This window comes from Pseudomonas sp. 5C2, from assembly GCF_034314155.1.
Classification (GTDB): domain Bacteria; phylum Pseudomonadota; class Gammaproteobacteria; order Pseudomonadales; family Pseudomonadaceae; genus Aquipseudomonas.
On sequence record NZ_JAVIWH010000002.1, the window covers coordinates 95,934 to 114,840 of the forward strand.

An 18,907-nucleotide genomic window follows, 5' to 3' on the forward strand; every position below is an offset into this window, starting at 1 on the left:
ACGATGATCGAGCACTCAACCAAGCGTGGCGCCCCAGCTTTACCGCAGAACAAGCTGTTTTTGTTGTTTCACATAGGTGACGAGCGTTACGCCCTGGAGGCGGTCGAAATCGCCGAAGTACTCCCGCGTTTGCATCTCAGGCCCATCCCCCAGGCGCCGCATTGGGTTGCTGGGGTGTTTGCGTACCGGGGCATGGTGGTGCCGGTGATTGATCTCAGTGCGCTCACCTTTGGCCGCCCGGCACAGACTCGAACCAGTACCCGTCTGGTCCTGGTTCACTATCGCCCGGACGCTGACCGATCCGGCCAGTTGCTCGGCCTGATTCTGGAACAGGCCACCGATACCCTGCGTTGCCCGCCTCGCGAGTTCAAGGAATACGGTCTGGATAATCGACTGTCACCCTACCTCGGTCCTGTCCGCGAGGACAAACAAGGGTTGCTGCAATGGATTCGGGTCCAGGACCTGCTCAGTGATTCGGTGCGCGAGCTGCTTTATCCTGCCCAACCCTTGAGTATCGAGCTGTTCGAGGAGGCGCCATGAGCAATGACGCGCGTTTCTTCTCCTTCCTCAAGGACCGCATCGGTCTGGACGTTGCCTCGGTCGGTGAAGCGATCATCGAGCGCGCCGTGCGCCAGCGTTGCGCCGCATCGAGCGCGCAGGACAGTGACGGCTATTGGCAGTTGTTGCAGACGTCGGCCAGCGAGCAGCAAGCGCTGATCGAAGCGGTGATTGTCCCCGAGACCTGGTTCTTTCGTTACCCGGAATCGTTTTCGACCCTGGGCAAGCTGGCGCAGACGCGACTGGCGGAACTGATGGGCTCGCGACCGCTGCGTATCCTCAGCCTGCCCTGTTCCACGGGCGAAGAACCCTATTCGATTGCCATGGCCCTGTTCGATGCCGGGATTTGCCCGCAACAGTTTCAGGTCGATGGCATCGATATCAGTCCCTTGTCCATTGAGCGGGCAACGCGGGCGATTTATGGCAGAAACTCGTTTCGCGGTGAGCAAATAACCTTTCGTGACCAGTATTTCAGTGCTGAGGTCGATGGTTTTTTACTCAATGAACGGGTGTGTAACCAGGTCAACTTTCAGACGGGTAACGTGCTTGATCCGACGTTGTTGGCGGCGAGACCCGCTTATGACTTCGTGTTCTGCCGCAATCTGTTGATCTATTTCGATCTGGCGACCCAACAACGCGTTTTCGAGGTGCTCAAGCGCATGACCCGCGAAGAAGGCGTGTTGTTTATCGGTCCGGCCGAGGGCAGTCTGCTGGCGCGTTTGGGCATGCGTTCAATCGGTATTGCGCAGTCGTTTGCTTTTAGCCGCTGCGCGGAAAAAGCCGAAGTGCCGCCTGCTGCTGTTGTGCCCCTGTCGCTTCCAACCCCGGTGCCAGCGACCTTTACTCGTTCGCGGGCCAGTCTGCCGTTGCGGGCGAGCCCCCGATCGTTTGCGTCAAGCCCGCCGGTCCTTGCAAGCGCCAGAGCTGTACCCACTCCGGCAGGGGGCCTCGACAATGAAGCCGCCAGCTTGCTGGCAAACATCGCAAGCCTGGCCAACGAGGGTAAAAGTGCCGAGGCGCGCGCGGCCTGCGAGCGCTACCTGAAACTATATGAGCCGGTAGCCCAAGTGTTTTATTGGCTGGGACTGCTCAGCGATCTCGGCGGCCAGACGGCGGAGGCGCAGGGTTTGTATCGCAAAGCGTTGTACCTGCAGCCACAACATTCCGAGGCATTGGCGCAGTTGGCGACTCTGCTGGCCTCTCAAGGCGATACCGAAGGTGCCCGCCGTTTGCAGGACCGGGCTGCCCGTGGCCTGAGCAAGGAAGGACGTAATCGATGAGCGGCCAGCTGAGCGAACCAAGCCTGACCCAGCAAGACCTTCAGGTAATCGACGATTGCTGGAACCGTATTGGTATACATGGCGAGCGTTCTTGCCCATTGCTGGCCGAGCATATTCATTGCCGTAACTGTTCGGTGTATTCAGCTGCCGCCACGCGCCTGCTGGATCGCTACTCCCTGGCCCAGGAACATCGGGTGCAGGGCCATACCCTTGAGGCTCACAGCGAGATCAAGACCCGCTCGATCCTGGTGTTTCGTCTGGGCGAAGAATGGCTCGGGTTGCCCACCCGCTGTCTGGTCGAAGTGGCGCCGTTGCAGGCCATTCATTCTCTGCCGCATCAACGCTCGCGGGCGTTGCTTGGCGTCGCCAATGTACGGGGCGCGCTGGTGGCCTGCCTGTCGCTGGTTGAGTTGCTGGGCCTGGACAACTCGCCAGTGGTGACGCCCTCGGCGCGGATCATGCCGCGTATGCTGATCGTCGCCGCTCAGGGTGGCCCGGTCGTGGTGCCGGTGGACGAGGTCGATGGCATCCATGCCATGGATGAGCGTGAACTGGACTCGGCATCCGACGCGGGTCATCAGACCCATGCCAGATTTACCCAGGGCGTTCTGCAGTGGAAAGCGCGCAGTTTGCGCCTGCTCGATGAAGATCAACTGCTGTCGGCGGTGAACCGGAGCCTCACATGACCCCAGAACAAATGCGCGATGCCTCGCTGTTTGAGTTGTTCACGCTGGAAGCCGAAGCACAAACCCAGGTCCTCAGTGCCGGCTTGCTGGCGCTGGAACGCAATCCCGCGCAGGCAGAGCACCTGGAAGCCTGCATGCGCGCCGCCCATTCGCTCAAGGGCGCGGCGCGGATTGTCGGGGTCGATGCCGGGGTCAGCGTGGCCCATGTAATGGAAGATTGCCTGGTCAGCGCCCAAGAATTCAGGTTGCGCCTGCGGCCCGAGCATATCGATGCTTTGCTGCTGGGTACCGACTTGCTGATGCGCATCGCCACGCCAGGCAGTACGGGCGTTAGCCCTGCGGATATCGACGCGTATGTGCTGCAAATGAACGCGTTGCTGGCGCCAGGTGCCGCCACCGGCGATTCAGCGTCGGCAACGTCTGCACAGCCGTCGCTTGAATCGCTTCTGTCCATGCCCGAGATGACCACTGTCGATTTATTGGCCGCTGCACTGCGCCTTGATACTCCTGCGCCGTACACCGAGCCGGACCCGGTTTCTGTCCTTGCTTCTGTCGTGGCTGAGGCGCCCCGTCAAAACCAACGGATCGCTGAAGGCGGTGAGCGCGTCTTGCGGGTGACGGCCGATCGCCTGAACAGCTTGCTCGACTTGTCGAGTAAGTCGCTGGTCGAAACTCAGCGGATCAAGCCGTATCTGGCGACAATGCAGCGGGTCAAGCGTCTGCAAAATAAAAGCGCGAGGACCCTCGACAGTCTGGATGTGAGCCTCAAAGAGTCCGGCGCAAGCGTCGAGGCCCTGGAAATACTCGAAGAAGCCCGGCGTTTGCTGTCCGAAGCCCAGGCGATGCTGATCCAGCAGACCTCTCAGTTGGATGAGTTCGGTTGGCAGGCCAGCCAGCGTGCGCAGTTGATGTACGACACTGCACTGGCCTGTCGGATGCGCCCCTTTGCCGATGTGCTGGTCGGTCAGGCGCGCATGGTCCGCGACCTGGGCCGCGAGTTGGGTAAGCCTGTGCGCCTGGAAATCGAAGGCGAAAAGACCCAGGTTGACCGTGACGTGCTGGAAAAGCTTGAAGCGCCCTTGACCCATTTGCTGCGCAACGCGGTGGATCATGGCATCGAATTGCCCGAGCAGCGGCTGCTGGCAGGTAAGCCTGCAGAAGGCGTCATCCGGCTCAGGGCGTCCCATCAGGCCGGCCTGTTGGTGGTGGAAGTCAGTGACGACGGCGCGGGTGTCGATCTCGATCAACTGCGTCGCAGCATCATCAAGCGCCAGTTGTCGCCCGCTGAAACCGCTGAGCAACTGAGTGAAGATGAGCTGCTGAGTTTTTTGTTCCTGCCCGGCTTCAGTCTGCGCGACAAAGTCACCGAAGTGTCCGGGCGTGGCGTTGGCCTGGACGCGGTGCAGCATATGGTCCGCCAACTTCGTGGGGCGATCGAAGTCGAACAGGGCGCAGGGCAGGGCAGCCGCTTCCAACTGACAGTGCCACTGACCCTGTCGGTGGTCCGCAGTCTGGTGGTCGACGTCGGTGGGGAGGCGTATGCATTCCCCTTGGCGCACATCGAACGCATGCGTGATGTGCAGGTCAGCGAAGTCGTGCAGTTGGAGGGGCGTCAGCATTTCTGGTACGACGACCGTCCCGTAGGACTGGTGGCCGCCAGCCAGTTGCTTCAGCGCCCGCAAAGCCAGCCTGTCGGTGACGTGCTCAAGGTCGTGATCATTCGTGAGCGGGATGCCGTATATGGCGTGGCGGTCGAGCGTTTTATCGGTGAGCGCACGCTGGTGGTGCTGCCCCTCGATCCGCGACTGGGCAAGGTCCAGGATATTTCAGCCGGGGCCTTGCTCGACGATGGCTCGGCGGTATTGATCATTGATGTGGACGATATGCTGCGTTCGGTGGAGAAACTGCTCAACACCGGACGTCTGGAGCGCATCGGCCGGGGCGGCCAGCAAGCCGATGCCGTAGCGCGCAAGCGGGTGTTGGTGGTCGATGACTCGCTGACGGTGCGTGAGCTGGAGCGCAAGTTGCTGCTCAATCGTGGGTATGAAGTGGTGGTGGCGGTGGATGGCATGGACGGCTGGAATGCCTTGCGTGCCGAAGACTTTGACTTGCTGATCACCGATATAGACATGCCGCGCATGGACGGTATCGAGCTGGTTACCCTGTTGCGTCGGGACAGTCGTTTGCAGTCCCTGCCGGTGATGGTGGTGTCATACAAGGACCGAGAAGAAGATCGCCGTCGAGGTCTGGATGCCGGTGCGGATTATTACTTGGCTAAAGCCAGCTTTCATGACGACGCTTTGCTCGATGCCGTGATGGAGTTGATCGGAGGTGCACAGGGATGAAGATCGCTATCGTCAACGATATGCCCATGGCCGTGGAGGCCCTGCGCCGGGCCATCGCTTTCGAGCCCGCGCATCAGGTGGTCTGGGTCGCGGCCAATGGCGCCGAAGCCGTCGAGCGCTGTGCGCAGCTGACGCCGGACCTTATCCTGATGGACCTGATCATGCCGGTCATGGATGGCGTCGAAGCGACCCGACAGATCATGGCCGCTACACCGTGTGCCATCGTCATTGTTACCGTGGACCGACAGCAGAATGTCCATCGGGTGTTTGAAGCCATGGGGTACGGCGCGCTGGATGTGGTCGATACGCCCGCCCTGGGCGCAGGGAATCCCAAGGACGCAGCGGCCCCGCTATTGCGCAAGATCCTCAATATTGACTGGTTGATCGGTCAGCGCGACAGTCGCGTGCGCACGGTCGCCACGCCTTTGCGTGCGAGCGTACAGCGCCAGGGTCTGGTGGCCATCGGCTCTTCCGCGGGCGGCCCGGCAGCGCTGGAAGTTCTCCTGAAGGGCCTGCCCGCGTCATTTCCTGCGGCTGTTGTGCTGGTTCAGCATGTGGATCAGGTTTTTGCCGCCGGGATGGCTGAGTGGCTGGCCAGTGCGTCTGGTTTGCCCGTGCGTCTGGCCCGTGACGGCGAGCCGCCAGAGCGGGGAACAGTCTTGCTGGCGGGCACCAATCACCATATTCGCTTATTGAAAAACGGTAGTCTGGCGTACACCGCCGAGCCCGTAAACGAAATTTATCGGCCCTCGATCGACGTTTTTTTCGAGAGTGTGGCCAGCTATTGGAGTGGAGATGCGGTGGGTGTGTTGCTAACGGGGATGGGGCGCGATGGTGCTCAAGGGCTTAAGTTGATGCGACAGCAGGGGTTTTTGACCATCGCTCAGGATCAACACAGCTGTGCTGTGTATGGCATGCCCAAGGCGGCTGCCGCGATCGATGCAGCTGTCGAAATTCGGCCACTGGAAAAAATTGCGCCCAGATTGATCGAGGTGTTCGGCTAATGACTTTTCAGGCGTGTTCACGACCAGTCAGAGAGCAGGAGCCCCGGCATGCATGATTTGCAAATAGATGGTTTCAAGAAGACCGACGAGAACTCGGCGATGGTGCTGTTGGTCGACGATCAGGCAATGATTGGTGAAGCGGTGCGCCGTGGGCTGGCCAACGAAGATAACATCGATTTCCACTTCTGTGCCGACCCGCATCAGGCGATTGCCCAGGCTATTTTGATCAGGCCGACGGTGATTTTGCAGGATCTGGTCATGCCGGGCCTCGATGGTCTGACCCTGGTGCGTGAGTACCGCAACAACCCGCTGACCCGCGATATTCCGATCATCGTACTCTCGACCAAGGAAGACCCGCTGATCAAAAGCGCGGCCTTCGCGGCCGGTGCCAATGATTATCTGGTCAAGCTGCCGGACACCATCGAGTTGGTGGCGCGCATTCGTTACCACTCTCGCTCGTACATGACTCTGTTGCAGCGTGATGAAGCCTATAGAGCCTTGCGCGTCAGTCAGCAGCAGTTGCTCGATACCAATCTGGTGTTACAGCGCTTGATGAACTCGGACGGCTTGACTGGCCTGTCCAATCGTCGGCACTTCGACGAGTACCTGGAGCTGGAGTGGCGCCGGGCACTGCGTGAGCAAAGCCAGATCTCGTTGTTGATGATTGATGTGGACTACTTCAAGGCCTTCAATGACAACTTTGGCCATCTCGAAGGTGACGAAGCACTGCGTCAGGTCTCCAGTGCGATTCGCGAGAGTTGCGGTCGATCTTCCGATCTGCCAGCGCGTTACGGTGGGGAAGAGTTTGCCCTGGTGCTGCCAACCACCTCACCAGGCGGTGCGCGGCTGCTGGCCGAAAAGCTGCGCCAGACCGTGGAGGGCCTCAATATCCCGCACATTTTCCCTTTGCCGGGCTCGATCCTGACTATCAGCATCGGCTTAGCCACCATGATCCCGCAACCGGGCTCCAACAGTCGCCAACTGATCATGGACGCCGACAAGGGTTTATATTCCGCGAAGAACAATGGACGCAATCAGGTGGTGGTGGTGGGGGTTAGCTGATCCGTTGCGGCATCGGCGGTGGAATCGTGCAGCGCAGAAACTCCCGTAAGGCCTGCCCAATGGACTGCCTTAGCGGTCGGTGGTGAGTTATACTCGTCGGCTTTCAAAAGTTCGCCTACGAGTGCTGCCCACCATGGAAATCAACCCGATCCTAAACAGCATCAAGGACCTGTCCGAGCGTTCTGAAACCATTCGGGGGTATCTTTGACTACGATCAAAAGCATGAGCGTCTGACTGAAGTCAATCGCGAGCTTGAAGATCCTGCTGTCTGGAACAACCCCGAGTACGCACAGAACCTGGGCCGCGAGCGTTCCTTGCTGGCGCAGATCGTCGACACCCTGGACGAAATGTCCTCTGGCCTGGTCGACGCCAAAGACCTGCTGTTGATGTCCGCCGAAGAAGAAGATCAGGCTGCCGTGGACGACGTGGCTGCTGAAGTCGAGCGCTTGCGCGAGTCGCTGGAGAAGCTGGAATTCCGTCGGATGTTCAGCGGCGAGATGGACGCCAACAACGCTTATCTGGATATTCAGGCCGGCTCTGGCGGTACAGAGGCTCAGGACTGGGCCAACATCCTGCTGCGCATGTACCTGCGCTGGGCGGATAAACGCGGTTTCGACGCCACCATCATGGAATTGTCCGCGGGTGAAGTCGCCGGGATCAAAGGCGCGACTCTGCACATCAAGGGTGAATACGCCTTTGGTTGGTTGCGCACCGAGATCGGTGTGCACCGCCTGGTGCGCAAGAGCCCGTTCGACTCGGGCAACCGTCGCCACACCTCGTTCTCGGCCGTGTTCGTGTCGCCGGAAATCGATGACAACATCGAAATCGACATCAACCCGTCGGACTTGCGAATCGACACCTACCGTTCCTCCGGTGCCGGTGGTCAGCACGTTAACACCACCGACTCGGCGGTACGGATTACGCACATACCGTCCAACACGGTGGTCTGCTGCCAGAACGAACGTTCCCAGCACGCGAACAAAGACACCGCGATGAAAATGTTGCGGGCACGCTTGTATGAGCAGGAAGTGCAGAAGCGCAATGCCGCTTCGCAGGCCCTGGAAGACACCAAGTCGGATATCGGCTGGGGTCATCAGATTCGCTCGTATGTGCTCGACCAGTCGCGGATCAAGGATCTGCGTACCGGTATCGAAAGAAGCGACTGCGTCAACGTGCTCGACGGCGATATCGATGAGTACCTTGTGGCCAGCCTCAAGCAAGGGCTGTAATCCCAAGCCCTGATACAGCAGCCCCGATTCAAGTCCCTCGTCCTGATGGCGAGGGCAACGAACCTGCGATGGAAAATTTAAGACATGAGCGACCAACAACTCGACCCGCAAGACCTGCAACAGGAAGAAAACAGCCTGATCGCCCTGCGCAAGGAAAAGCTTGCTGCCGAGCGCGCCAAGGGCCAGGCCTTCCCCAACGACTTCCGCCGCGACAGCTACTGCAATGATTTGCAGAAGCAGTATGTCGACAAGACCAAGGAAGAGCTGTTGGCTGCAGCGATTCCGGTCAAGGTCGCGGGTCGCCTCATGCTCAACCGTGGCTCGTTCATGGTGATTCAGGACATGACGGGTCGCATCCAGGTCTATGTCAACCGCAAGACGTTGCCAGAAGAAACCCTGGCGGCGGTCAAAACCTGGGACCTTGGTGACATCATCGCCGCCGAAGGCACCCTGGCGCGTTCCGGCAAGGGCGACCTGTATGTCGAAATGACCAACGTGCGGCTGCTGACCAAGTCCCTGCGCCCGCTGCCGGACAAGCACCATGGCCTGACCGATACCGAAACCCGCTATCGTCAGCGCTACGTTGACTTGATCGTCAACGAAGAAGTACGCCACACCTTCCGCGTTCGTTCGCAAGTCATTGCGCACATTCGCAGCTTCTTTATGCAGCGCGATTTCCTTGAAGTGGAAACGCCGATGTTGCAGACCATCCCGGGTGGTGCTGCGGCCAAGCCTTTCGAAACGCATCACAATGCACTCGACCTGGACATGTTCCTGCGTATCGCGCCAGAGCTGTTCCTCAAACGTCTGGTGGTGGGCGGGTTCGAGCGTGTATTCGAGATCAACCGCAACTTCCGTAACGAAGGCGTTTCGACTCGGCACAACCCCGAATTCACCATGCTTGAGTTCTATCAGGCATACGCTGATTACGAAGACAACATGGACCTCACCGAGGAGTTGTTCCGCGAGCTGGCACAGCTGGTTCTGAACAGTACCGACGTGCCTTATCAGGGCAAAGTGTTCCATTTCGGCGAACCGTTCCAGCGTATTTCGGTGTTCGCGTCGATCCTCAAGTACAACCCGGACATCACTGCGGCCGACCTTGAAGACATCGACAAGGCGCGTGCTATCGCCAAGAAAGCCGGTGCTGCCGTTAAAGGCTTCGAAGGTCTGGGCAAGTTGCAGACCATGATTTTCGAAGAGCTGGTCGAGCACCAACTGGAACAACCGACCTTCATCACCGAATACCCGTTCGAAGTGTCGCCGCTGGCACGTCGCAACAATAACAACCCGAACGTCACCGACCGCTTTGAGCTGTTCATCGGTGGCCGCGAAATCGCCAACGCCTACTCCGAGTTGAATGACGCGGAAGACCAGGCCGAGCGGTTCCAGGCTCAGGTTCGCGACAAGGATTCAGGGGACGATGAGGCCATGCATTACGATGCTGACTTCGTGCGTGCGCTGGAGTACGGCATGCCGCCAACGGCCGGTGAAGGTATCGGCATCGACCGGCTGGTGATGCTACTCACCGATGCACCGTCGATTCGTGACGTGATTCTGTTCCCGCACATGCGCCCACAAGCGTAAAAATGTGAAGAAGCCGCCTCGCAAGGGCGGCTTTTTTGTATTCGTCAGACAACCCGCGTGAAGCCATTCGCAGCGGGACGCGTAATGGCAAGCTTGCTCCCACAGTAGACCGCAGTATCTCTGTAGGAGCGGACGTGTCCGCGAAGGCGTCCGTCCAGGCTACAACCAAAAAGGAAAACCTGTTGTGAACCGTGCGATCGCTCAAAAGGGGGCTGCTGGCGTTGCCACAGCCGTAGCGCAGAGTGTTCAGTATCAAGGTCGCAAGGCCATTCGACAGGGCAGTGAGCAGCGCCGACAGGAGATCCTCGACGCGGTCATGCGCATTGTCGTTCGCGATGGCGTGCGAGCCGTGCGTCATCGTGCGGTGGCCGCCGAAGCCAGCGTGCCCCTGTCAGCCACGACCTATTACTTCAAAGACATCGATGACCTGCTCACCGATGCTTTTGCCCAATACGTCGAGCGCAGCGCGGCCTACATGGCCAAGCTGTGGGAAAACACCGAAGTGATCCTGCGTGAAATGGTTGCCCGAAGCGATGGCAGCCCTGGCGCTCGAGCCCGCCTGGCCGATGAAATCGCCCTGATGACCATGGAGTACGTGCGTCGCCAATTGATGACGCGCCGCGAGCATCTGATCGCCGAGCACGCCTTCCACCATGAGGCCTTGCTCAACCCGAGACTGGCCCTGCTGGTCAGTGCACATCAGGAGATTTTGCTGCAAGGTACAGGTCAATTCCTCCAGGTGATGGGGTCTTCGCAACCGCATCAGGATGCACAAGTGTTGACGGGGATAATCAGCCGGATGGAATATCAGGGCCTGCTCCACGGCCCGCAGCCTCACGCAGACGAAGAAATGCTCGGCATCCTCACCCGCCACCTGCATCTGGTGTTGGGGACCACGACACCTGTTTGCGAGTGAATATGCGTATGTTCAGGAAAACCCGATGAAAGCTTGGCGCGTGGCCATTGCCTTGTCGTTCGTGTTATTGAGCGGCTGCCTGGTGACCTTCAAGGACCCGATACCCGCCAACGATGCGGCACCCAAAGCCATGCTTGGCAAATGGGCCAGCAAAAACGCCTGGGGTGAAGCGCTCGAACTTGAAGTCACGCGCACGGGCGTCCATCAGTACCAGGCCGTCAGCTACCGCACGGGTGATCGCAAACACCGCGATGAATACGCATTCACCGTGTCTCGGCATGGCAGTCGCTGGTACCTGTCGGCGGGTTTGCCGCAGAAATACGGTGCTAATTTCGTCATTGCAGGTTTCGAGTTGACCGAAAACCATGAACTGGTGGTCTACAACCTCGATGTCGATCGGGTCAATCAGCTGATCGAACAGAAAACCCTGGCTGGCGAAACGCTGGAAACCGAGAAGGGCGATGGCGTGCTGATCACCAGCCCTCTCGATCAGGTATTTGCCTATCTCGACGATCCGGCCAACTCCGATGTTTTTCTCGAAGTGGCGCGGTATCAGCGCTTGCCCAAGTAGGGCGACACGCCTAACCAAACAAGGAGTTCAGGGTGGACGATTACCAGCAGATTATTCGTGCCTTGTCAGACCGCATTGTCGTGGCTCAGACACCGATTCGTGTCCTTGACGCGGTGAAGTGGGACGACAGTATTCGCAAAGGTTTTCTCGAGGCCAAGGGCAAGAAAATGCCCGCCGTGGATCGCGCTTATTATGACAACCGGCCACTGGCGTTCGACTCCAACGCGGTGAAGCTGGAATTCCAGAACATCGAGCGTGACATCACCCGCCAGTTGGGTCAGTTCAACCCGGTCGGGCAGATCATGCGGCGCATGTGCAAGGAGTACCGGATGGTCATCCGTATGCTTGAAGCGCGTGGCACAGCGGATTTCGGCCTGATTTCCCAAGAGCTTTATGGCGCTGCGTCGGATGCCTTCCATGCGGGCGACCCGACGCTCGCGGATCTGGGCCTGATGCTCTCCGATTACCTGAATAATATCGCCGGGCGCGGGGACCTTAAGGACGAGCCGAAAACGCTCACCGCCAAAGATGCGGTGAGTATGCTGCAAACCCGTTTGAACAAGGTGTTTGGTGAAGCGGAGGAGACCATTCGTGTGTTCGAATCCGATGGCATCGTCGCCGACGCGGCGGCCGGTGCCGATTACATCAAGATCCGCTCCGATGCGATGTTTAACGAGCGAGACGTGCGGGCGCTGGAAGTGCACGAAGGGCTGGTGCATGTCGGCACGACCCTCAATGGCCAGAATCAGCCGATCTGCACGTTCCTGTCCAAGGGGCCGCCGTCGTCCACGGTGACCCAGGAAGGCCTGGCGATTCTGATGGAAGTGATTGCTTTCGCCTCATACCCAAGCCGCTTGCGTAAGCTGACTAACCGCACTCGCGCCATCCACATGGCCGAGGAGGGCGCTGATTTCTTGCAGGTTTTCGAGTTCTATCGTGAGCAAGGCTTTGGCATGTCCGAAAGCTACGGCAACGCTAGTCGCGTATTCCGTGGTTCGGTGCCCGATGGTCTGCCATTTACGAAAGACTTGTCCTACCTCAAGGGCTTCATCATGGTTTACAACTACATTCAGTTGGCCGTGCGCAAAGGCAAGCTTGAGCAGATACCGTTGTTATTCTGTGGCAAAACCACCCTGGAAGACATGCGCGCCTTGCGCCAGTTGGTCGATGAAGGGTTGGTGACGCCGCCGAAATACCTGCCTGAACAGTTCCGGGACATGAACGCCTTGTCCGCATGGATGTGCTTCTCCAACTTCCTCAACCATTTGAGCCTGGACCGGATTGAGGCTGACTACTCGAACATCCTGTAGGCCTCATGGCGAGCAAGTCAACCACATCAAAAGGGAATTGAAGCGTGAAGTTATTGGGCATCCTCACATTGCTCCTGACCCTCACCGGCTGCAGTTCCTTACTGTTCTACCCTGAGCCGGGCCAGCCGTTTACTCCTGATAGAGCCCACCTGGCCTATCGCGACGTGACCCTGACGGCGGCTGACGGTACCCGGTTGCATGGCTGGTGGCTGCCGGCCAAGGCCGGGGTTCCGGTCAAGGGCACGGTGCTGCACTTGCATGGCAATGGCGGCAATCTGGCTTGGCACCTGGGTGGCAGTTGGTGGCTGCCGGAGGAGGGCTATCAGGTGCTGCTGCTGGACTACCGCGGTTACGGCATGTCGCAAGGCGAGCCGAGCCTGCAGGGGATCTATCAGGATGTCGACGCCGCGTTTTCCTGGTTGAACCGCGCGCCCGAGGTGCAAGGCAAGCCTCTGGTGGTGCTCGGGCAAAGTCTCGGTGGTGCGATAGCGGTGCACTATCTGGCTGAACATCCGCAACAGCGCGCTCGGGTCAAGGCGCTGATACTTGACGGAACACCGGCCAGCTACCGCGATGTTGCCCGGTATACCCTCAGCACCTCATGGTTGACCTGGCCGTTGCAAACACCGCTGTCGTGGCTGATTCCTGACGCGGACAGCGCGATCAGGGGCCTGCCACTGCTGAGCGGAACGCCGCTGCTGATTTTCCAGAGCCTGGATGATTCGATGGTGCCCCTTTCCAACGGCATCAGTCTGTATCAAGCTGCGCCCCCTCCACGAGTCCTGCAGTTGACGCGTGGCGGGCATGTGCAGACATTCTCTGACCCTACGTGGCGTCAGGTGATGGTGCGCTACCTGGAGGATCCGCAGCACTTCAATGGCCTGCGGCGTTTAGCCGAAGTTCCGAATTACCCCAGCCACTCGGGTGCGCTGCGTGCACAACAGAATTCAGAAATTGAACATTCAGAGAGTCCGCAATGAGCGAAGAACGTAACGCAATTCCCATGGTCATCACCGGTATCTGCACCATTCTGGGCACTGTCGGTGTCCTCTGGTACTACGGCTACCTGCATTTCGCCAAGCCTGAGGACGCGCTGTTGCTCAGCGAGTTCACCATGCTCAAGACCATCCCCGGGGAGGATTACAAAATTGCTCTGGAGCCTGCTGCCGAAGTGGCGCAGTGCATTGACGGCGTTCTGGTGCTGTTCAACACCGAGCAGAAAGGCCTCAGCGGCGTGCTGATCAACAGTAAGAAACAAGCTGTGCGCTGCGCTGGCGAAGAAACACCGCAGCAGTTGCAGCCGTAACGCCGTCGCCCGACCGACACGTACAGATCGAGCTTTACCGCTGAATCGGGTAAGGCACTAAAAAGCCCCGCCTGCGGAATGAACGCAGGCAGGGCTTTTTAGGTTACGTCAGTCGATTAATGCATCGAAGAACGCGGAGCTACAGGCTGGTTATCGTTGGAAATGGTGACTTCCACACGCCGGTTCTGTGCGCGACCCGAGTTGCTGGTGTTATCGGCAACCGGGTATTCCTTGCCATAACCCTGGGCCACGATGCGCTCAGGGCTGACACCCATTTTCACCAGAGCCATTCTTACCGAATTGGCACGGCGCTCGGACAAAGACTGGTTATACGCCGCCGAACCGCTGCTGTCGGTGTAGCCTTCGACAATCACTTTGCGGTCCGGATTTTCCTGAAGGAATTGGGCAAGCTTGTTGATGTCGACCAGACCGCTGGATTTCAAATCAGCCTTGTTGAAGTCGAACAGCACATCGCCGAATGTCACCACGGTCCCGCGCTCGGTTTGCTTCGCGTTCAGGCTGGCTTGCAGTTGCTTGATCTGGGCATCGCGCGCATCCAGACGCGCTTGGGCACGTTGTCCGGCAGCGTTTTTCAGATCGCCTTCGGCGGTGCGCAGGTTAATGGTTTGCTTGGCGACTTCGACCCGCTGATTGGTCAGGTAAGCCAGTTGATCGACCCTCTTCTGGTCTTCTTTGCTCTGGTAGGCCTTGTCAGCCTTATCCAGCCAATCGCTGGCGTCCTTGGTTTCCAGCGCAGCCACTTTGCTGGCTTGCGGGTTGGCTTGCAGGGCCGAGAAGTTGGTCCGTGCTTGCTCAAGATTCACGTTTGGCTGTGAAGAGCAGGCTGCCAGGCCAACGCTGAGCGCCAGAAGGGCAGGGATCATCAGTTGTTTATGCGTCATTTTTTTCGTCCTTTAAATCAATTGCGAAGCACGTGATTACGAATGCACGAGGGAGTGGGCGAGGCCGCGCTTATTGCGAGGTACGCATGCCTTCCTCACGTAATTCATCAACGCCTTGATGGGCATCCTTGACCGCTCTCTCGGCTTTAGCCGCTTGAGCCTTGCGTTCAGCTACGCGGGCGTCCCATTCAGCCTGTTCGGCCAAACGTTTGGCTTCGTCGTATTTTTTGTCGTGCATGGCCATTTCTGCTTGCTTGAGCTTGTCCTGCGCCGATTTCATTTCCACGGCGGCAAACTCGGGTCCGCCAGCACTTACGGCGCTGTTCACGGCCGATTGAGTCACGGCGTACTGCTCGGTCGGTGGATTGCCAGCACAACCGGCCAGTACCAAGCTGCTGCCGAGGGCCAGCGCAGCAAGTTTCAACCCGCGCAGGTTGCTAAACGAGGTGTAGGCAGTGCTGATCTTCATGGTGTTCAACTCCATTGGGTAACTCCTGAGAACGCTTGATTTTCCATGACAGTCATGTGCCTGACGCGTGTGCAATAACAGTGTCCATGCCAACTGCTACCAGGGCTTTTCCTGTGATGGCTATTGGCTGTGACCTATTCGTTTTTTGAATAGTTCAGTCAGGTTTTTAAATGGATGATGTTTTTGGATCCATTCTGCGGAGGCTCTAGCGTGAGACTCATGGGGGCGCGCGCAGGCACGCCGGCCGCAAAAGGCAGCCGGTATGTGAGGGTCAGGAAGGGATGGGAGCTATGTTTCGATCAGTGGTTTTGCGTGTCGGCCTGTTCGGTCAGATCATGCAGATAACGTCGCGACAGCGCGAGAAAGCGCGGGGTAGGACCAATGTCTTCGTAGAGTGGATCACCCTCTTCATCGGTGGCCACGACATGGTTGCCTTTCACGTAGGGGAAGCTGGTTTCGAGCTCTTCGAGTGCAGCACCAATCAGTTCGCCGAGCAACTCTTCGGGAAGGCGTTTGGGGTACATCTCGGAAATAGCAGCCAGGCGAGCGGCTGATTCGACGTCCAAATGAATCGCATAGCCGGTATTGGTCAGGCGTCCCTTTGCATTCTGTTCCCAGTGTTGTGCGAGTTCACGGATTTTCATATGGACCTCAGGGTTATTAACCCACTTGTGGCGGGTGCAATCGGGGCAGTAAGCCGTTGTGTGGCTCATTCTTGAGATTAGCTCCATCTGCGTAGAATGTTAGCCACAGAACAACAGCATACGGTTGCGCGCTTGTCAGAGCTTGCTGCTCTGTGCACTCTTGCTAGATCAGATTTTTGCGCGCTTGTTCAGTCTGATTTCTGTCACGACTGAGCAGTACCGGTCCAGAAACGCTGGAGAGAAGGGCTTATGGCTGATATCGATGTACGTTTGCGTGAGGATGTTCACCTGTTGGGTGAGCTGTTGGGCAACACCATTCGTGAGCAACACGGGGCTGAATTTCTCGACAAGATCGAGCGTATCCGCAAGGCGGCCAAAGCCGGGCGCCGTGATTCGGCGGCGGGCACCGAGCAGCTGAGTTCAAGCCTGGACGAGCTGAGTGAGGATGAACTTTTGCCGGTGGCAAGGGCGTTCAACCAGTTTTTGAACCTGGCCAATATTGCCGAGCAATATCAACTTATCCACAGGCGCGATGATTCCCAGCCTCAGCCCTTTGAATCCCGCGTACTGCCTGAATTGCTTGAGCGTCTGAAAAAAGCCGGGCATAGCCCCGAGGCCTTGGCTCGACAGTTGGGCAAGCTGGAAATCGAGCTGGTGTTGACCGCTCACCCGACCGAAGTCGCACGACGGACGCTGATTCAAAAGTACGACGCCATCGCCGAGCAGCTGGCGGCGCTTGATCATCGCGACCTGAATGCCGCTGAGCGCGAACAAATCACAGTGCGCTTGCAGCGATTGATCGCCGAAGGCTGGTACACCGAAGAAATTCGCCGCACACGCCCGACCCCCATCGATGAGGCGAAGTGGGGCTTTGCGGTGATTGAGCGCTCGCTGTGGCATGCCATCCCCCATTACTTGCGCAAGGCAGATCGTGCTTTGCATGCCGCGACCGGGCTGCACTTGCCGCTGGAGGCCGCACCGATCCGTTTTGCCTCGTGGATGGGCGGTGATCGCGACGGCAACCCGAATGTCACCGCAGCGGTCACCCGCGAAGTCTTGCTGCTGGCGCGCTGGATGGCTGCGGACCTTTACCTGCGTGACATCGAACAACTGGCCTCTGAACTCTCTATGCAGCAGGCCAGCGCCGAGTTACGCGCGGCGGCGGGTGATAGCGCCGAACCCTACCGAACCGTGCTCAAGCAACTGCGTGATCGCCTGCGAGCGACCCGTAACTGGGCGCAATCTTCCCTGGCCGTCACGCAGCCGGCGCCCGATAACATTCTGCAGAACAACCGTGATCTGCTAGAGCCGCTGCAACTGTGTTTTCAGTCGCTGCACGCGTGCGGCATGGGCGTGATTGCCGACGGTCCATTACTGGACTGCCTGCGGCGCGCCGTCACGTTCGGTCTGTTTCTGGTGCGTCTGGATGTGCGCCAGGACGCCAGTCGCCACAGCGCGGCAATGACTGAAATCACCGACTATCTGGGCCTCGGTCGTTACGAGGAATGGGATGAAGAAACCCGCATCGCCTTCCTCCTGCGCGAACTGAACAACCGGCGGCCGCTGTTGCCGAGTCACTTCAAACCGGCTGCCGATACCGCCGAGGTCCTAGCCACGTGCCGGGAAGTGGCGGCGGCACCGGCAGCCTCATTGGGCTCCTACGTGATCTCGATGGCGGGCTCGGCCTCCGATGTGTTGGCGGTCCAACTGCTGCTCAAAGAGGCCGGGCTGCAACGGCCGATGCGTGTGGCGCCGTTGTTCGAAACCCTGGCCGACCTGGATAACGCGGGTCCGGCGATCCAGCACCTGCTCAGCCTGCCGGGCTATCGCTCGCGCCTGCATGGCCCGCAGGAAGTGATGATCGGGTATTCCGACTCGGCCAAGGATGCCGGCACTACGGCGGCTGCCTGGGCGCAATACCGGGCGCAGGAAAACCTGGTGGAGATCTGCCGCGAGCAACAGGTCGAATTGCTCTTGTTCCATGGTCGCGGCGGTACCGTCGGGCGTGGGGGGGGTCCTGCGCATGCGGCGATTCTGTCGCAACCGCCGGGGTCGGTGGCCGGGCGTTTCCGCACCACTGAGCAGGGCGAGATGATTCGCTTCAAGTTCGGCTTGCCGGACATTGCCGAGCAAAACCTCAACCTGTACCTGGCGGCGGTGCTCGAAGCGACCTTGCAGCCACCGCCCATGCCAGAGCCTGCGTGGCGGCAGATGATGGATCACTTGTCGGCTGACGGCGTCAGCGCATACCGCGCGGTGGTGCGCGAGAACCCTGAGTTCGTTGAGTATTTCCGCCAGGCAACCCCTGAGCAGGAATTAGGCCGCTTACCGTTGGGCAGTCGCCCGGCCAAGCGCCGCGAAGGTGGGGTGGAGAGTCTGCGTGCGATCCCATGGATCTTCGCCTGGACCCAGACCCGCCTGATGCTGCCCGCCTGGCTCGGCTGGGAAGCGGCGCTGAGTAAGGCGCTGGAGCGTGGCGAGAGCGACCTGTTGGCTCAGATGCGTGAGCAGTGGCCTTTTTTTCGTACCCGAATCGATATGTTGGAGATGGTCCTGGCCAAAGCCGACAGCGATATTGCCCGAATGTATGACGAACGGTTGGTGGAGCCCCGTCTGCAACATTTAGGCGCGCACTTGCGCGACCTATTGTCGCAGGCGTGCACCACGGTCCTGGGACTCACGGGCCAATCTCGCCTACTTGCACATAGCCCTGAAACGCTGGAGTTCATTAGTCTGCGCAACACGTATCTGGACCCGCTGCATTTGCTTCAGGCCGAGCTTCTGGCCCGTTCGCGCAAGCGAGAGGCGACTTTGGACAGTCCTTTGGAACAGGCGTTACTGGTGTCTGTGGCGGGCATCGCTGCCGGATTGCGCAACACAGGTTGAGGGTGTCGGGCGCTACCCGGGGTGGGCGGCGCCTGTCATAAAGTGGCAAGATAGTGACCTTTGGCGACGCATCCTTATAAGGTTGCACCCCGTCGCAACTTTTGGCGGGGGTACTTTTGTGTGCCGGTACGCCACGAGTTGCTGCGACTTTT

The 18,907-nt window shown here is 59.0% G+C and carries 17 protein-coding genes; 14 read left to right on the plus strand and 3 right to left on the minus strand.

Annotated features, from left to right (window positions below):
* Positions 1 to 3 precede the first annotated feature (3 nt).
* The 13 genes from RGU44_RS01035 to RGU44_RS01095 all read left to right on the plus strand — a co-directional run bounded on the left by RGU44_RS01035 (position 4) and on the right by RGU44_RS01095 (position 13,854).
* Positions 4 to 540 carry a chemotaxis protein CheW gene (locus RGU44_RS01035; protein ID WP_322215241.1) on the plus strand — a complete coding sequence of 179 codons (537 nt, stop codon included), beginning with the start codon at positions 4 to 6 and terminating at the stop codon, positions 538 to 540.
* Positions 537 to 1,838, plus strand: coding sequence for a protein-glutamate O-methyltransferase CheR (locus tag RGU44_RS01040; RefSeq protein WP_322215243.1), 1,302 nt, complete (start codon positions 537 to 539; stop codon positions 1,836 to 1,838). The genes RGU44_RS01035 and RGU44_RS01040 overlap by 4 nt, the downstream gene beginning before the upstream one ends.
* The gene (locus tag RGU44_RS01045; protein ID WP_322215245.1) at positions 1,835 to 2,524 is read left to right on the plus strand and encodes a chemotaxis protein CheW; all 690 of its coding nucleotides are present in this window, start codon (positions 1,835 to 1,837) and stop codon (positions 2,522 to 2,524) included. Before RGU44_RS01040 ends, RGU44_RS01045 begins: the two co-directional genes overlap by 4 nt.
* Positions 2,521 to 4,869 carry a hybrid sensor histidine kinase/response regulator gene (locus RGU44_RS01050; protein ID WP_322215246.1) on the plus strand — a complete coding sequence of 783 codons (2,349 nt, stop codon included), beginning with the start codon at positions 2,521 to 2,523 and terminating at the stop codon, positions 4,867 to 4,869. The genes RGU44_RS01045 and RGU44_RS01050 overlap by 4 nt, the downstream gene beginning before the upstream one ends.
* Positions 4,866 to 5,873 carry a chemotaxis response regulator protein-glutamate methylesterase gene (locus tag RGU44_RS01055; protein ID WP_322178182.1) on the plus strand — a complete coding sequence of 336 codons (1,008 nt, stop codon included), beginning with the start codon at positions 4,866 to 4,868 and terminating at the stop codon, positions 5,871 to 5,873. Before RGU44_RS01050 ends, RGU44_RS01055 begins: the two co-directional genes overlap by 4 nt.
* 48 nt (positions 5,874 to 5,921) lie before the next feature.
* A complete protein-coding gene (locus RGU44_RS01060; RefSeq protein WP_322215247.1) occupies positions 5,922 to 6,935 on the plus strand; it encodes a PleD family two-component system response regulator in 1,014 nt (337 codons plus the stop codon).
* A 133-nt stretch (positions 6,936 to 7,068) separates the two neighbouring features.
* A protein-coding gene (prfB, locus tag RGU44_RS01065) for a peptide chain release factor 2 (RefSeq protein ID WP_322178184.1) occupies positions 7,069 to 8,164 on the plus strand; the annotation gives its coding sequence in 2 pieces (ribosomal slippage) (positions 7,069 to 7,140 and positions 7,142 to 8,164; 1,095 coding nt in all).
* 84 nt (positions 8,165 to 8,248) lie between these two features.
* Positions 8,249 to 9,751, plus strand: a complete 1,503-nt coding sequence (gene lysS / locus RGU44_RS01070) for a lysine--tRNA ligase (RefSeq protein WP_219061188.1) — start codon at positions 8,249 to 8,251, stop codon at positions 9,749 to 9,751.
* A 184-nt stretch (positions 9,752 to 9,935) separates the two neighbouring features.
* Positions 9,936 to 10,667, plus strand: a complete 732-nt coding sequence (locus tag RGU44_RS01075) for a TetR family transcriptional regulator (RefSeq protein WP_322215248.1) — start codon at positions 9,936 to 9,938, stop codon at positions 10,665 to 10,667.
* A gap of 25 nt (positions 10,668 to 10,692) precedes the next feature.
* Positions 10,693 to 11,238, plus strand: a complete 546-nt coding sequence (locus tag RGU44_RS01080; RefSeq protein WP_322178186.1) for a hypothetical protein — start codon at positions 10,693 to 10,695, stop codon at positions 11,236 to 11,238.
* Positions 11,239 to 11,270: 32 nt separating this feature from the next.
* Positions 11,271 to 12,548, plus strand: a complete 1,278-nt coding sequence (locus tag RGU44_RS01085) for a flavohemoglobin expression-modulating QEGLA motif protein (RefSeq protein ID WP_322178187.1) — start codon at positions 11,271 to 11,273, stop codon at positions 12,546 to 12,548.
* 44 nt (positions 12,549 to 12,592) lie between these two features.
* Positions 12,593 to 13,528, plus strand: coding sequence for an alpha/beta hydrolase (locus RGU44_RS01090; protein ID WP_322178188.1), 936 nt, complete (start codon positions 12,593 to 12,595; stop codon positions 13,526 to 13,528).
* On the plus strand, positions 13,525 to 13,854 hold the full coding sequence (locus RGU44_RS01095; protein ID WP_322178189.1) for a hypothetical protein: 330 nt from the start codon (positions 13,525 to 13,527) through the stop codon (positions 13,852 to 13,854). Before RGU44_RS01090 ends, RGU44_RS01095 begins: the two co-directional genes overlap by 4 nt.
* 116 nt (positions 13,855 to 13,970) lie before the next feature.
* Here the strand turns inward: RGU44_RS01095 and RGU44_RS01100 are convergent, their stop codons facing one another.
* The 3 genes from RGU44_RS01100 to RGU44_RS01110 form a co-directional block, all read right to left on the minus strand.
* Positions 13,971 to 14,756, minus strand: a complete 786-nt coding sequence (locus RGU44_RS01100; protein WP_322215249.1) for an OmpA family protein — start codon at positions 14,754 to 14,756, stop codon at positions 13,971 to 13,973.
* A 70-nt stretch (positions 14,757 to 14,826) separates the two neighbouring features.
* Positions 14,827 to 15,240 (minus strand): DUF4398 domain-containing protein, encoded by a 414-nt coding sequence (locus RGU44_RS01105; RefSeq protein ID WP_322215252.1) that lies wholly within the window; start codon positions 15,238 to 15,240, stop codon positions 14,827 to 14,829.
* A gap of 284 nt (positions 15,241 to 15,524) precedes the next feature.
* Positions 15,525 to 15,869, minus strand: coding sequence for a pilin assembly protein (locus tag RGU44_RS01110; RefSeq protein ID WP_322178192.1), 345 nt, complete (start codon positions 15,867 to 15,869; stop codon positions 15,525 to 15,527).
* A gap of 249 nt (positions 15,870 to 16,118) precedes the next feature.
* Here RGU44_RS01110 and ppc point away from each other — a divergent pair, with 249 nt between their 5' ends.
* On the plus strand, positions 16,119 to 18,755 hold the full coding sequence (ppc, locus tag RGU44_RS01115; protein WP_322215255.1) for a phosphoenolpyruvate carboxylase: 2,637 nt from the start codon (positions 16,119 to 16,121) through the stop codon (positions 18,753 to 18,755).
* Positions 18,756 to 18,907 lie beyond the last annotated feature (152 nt).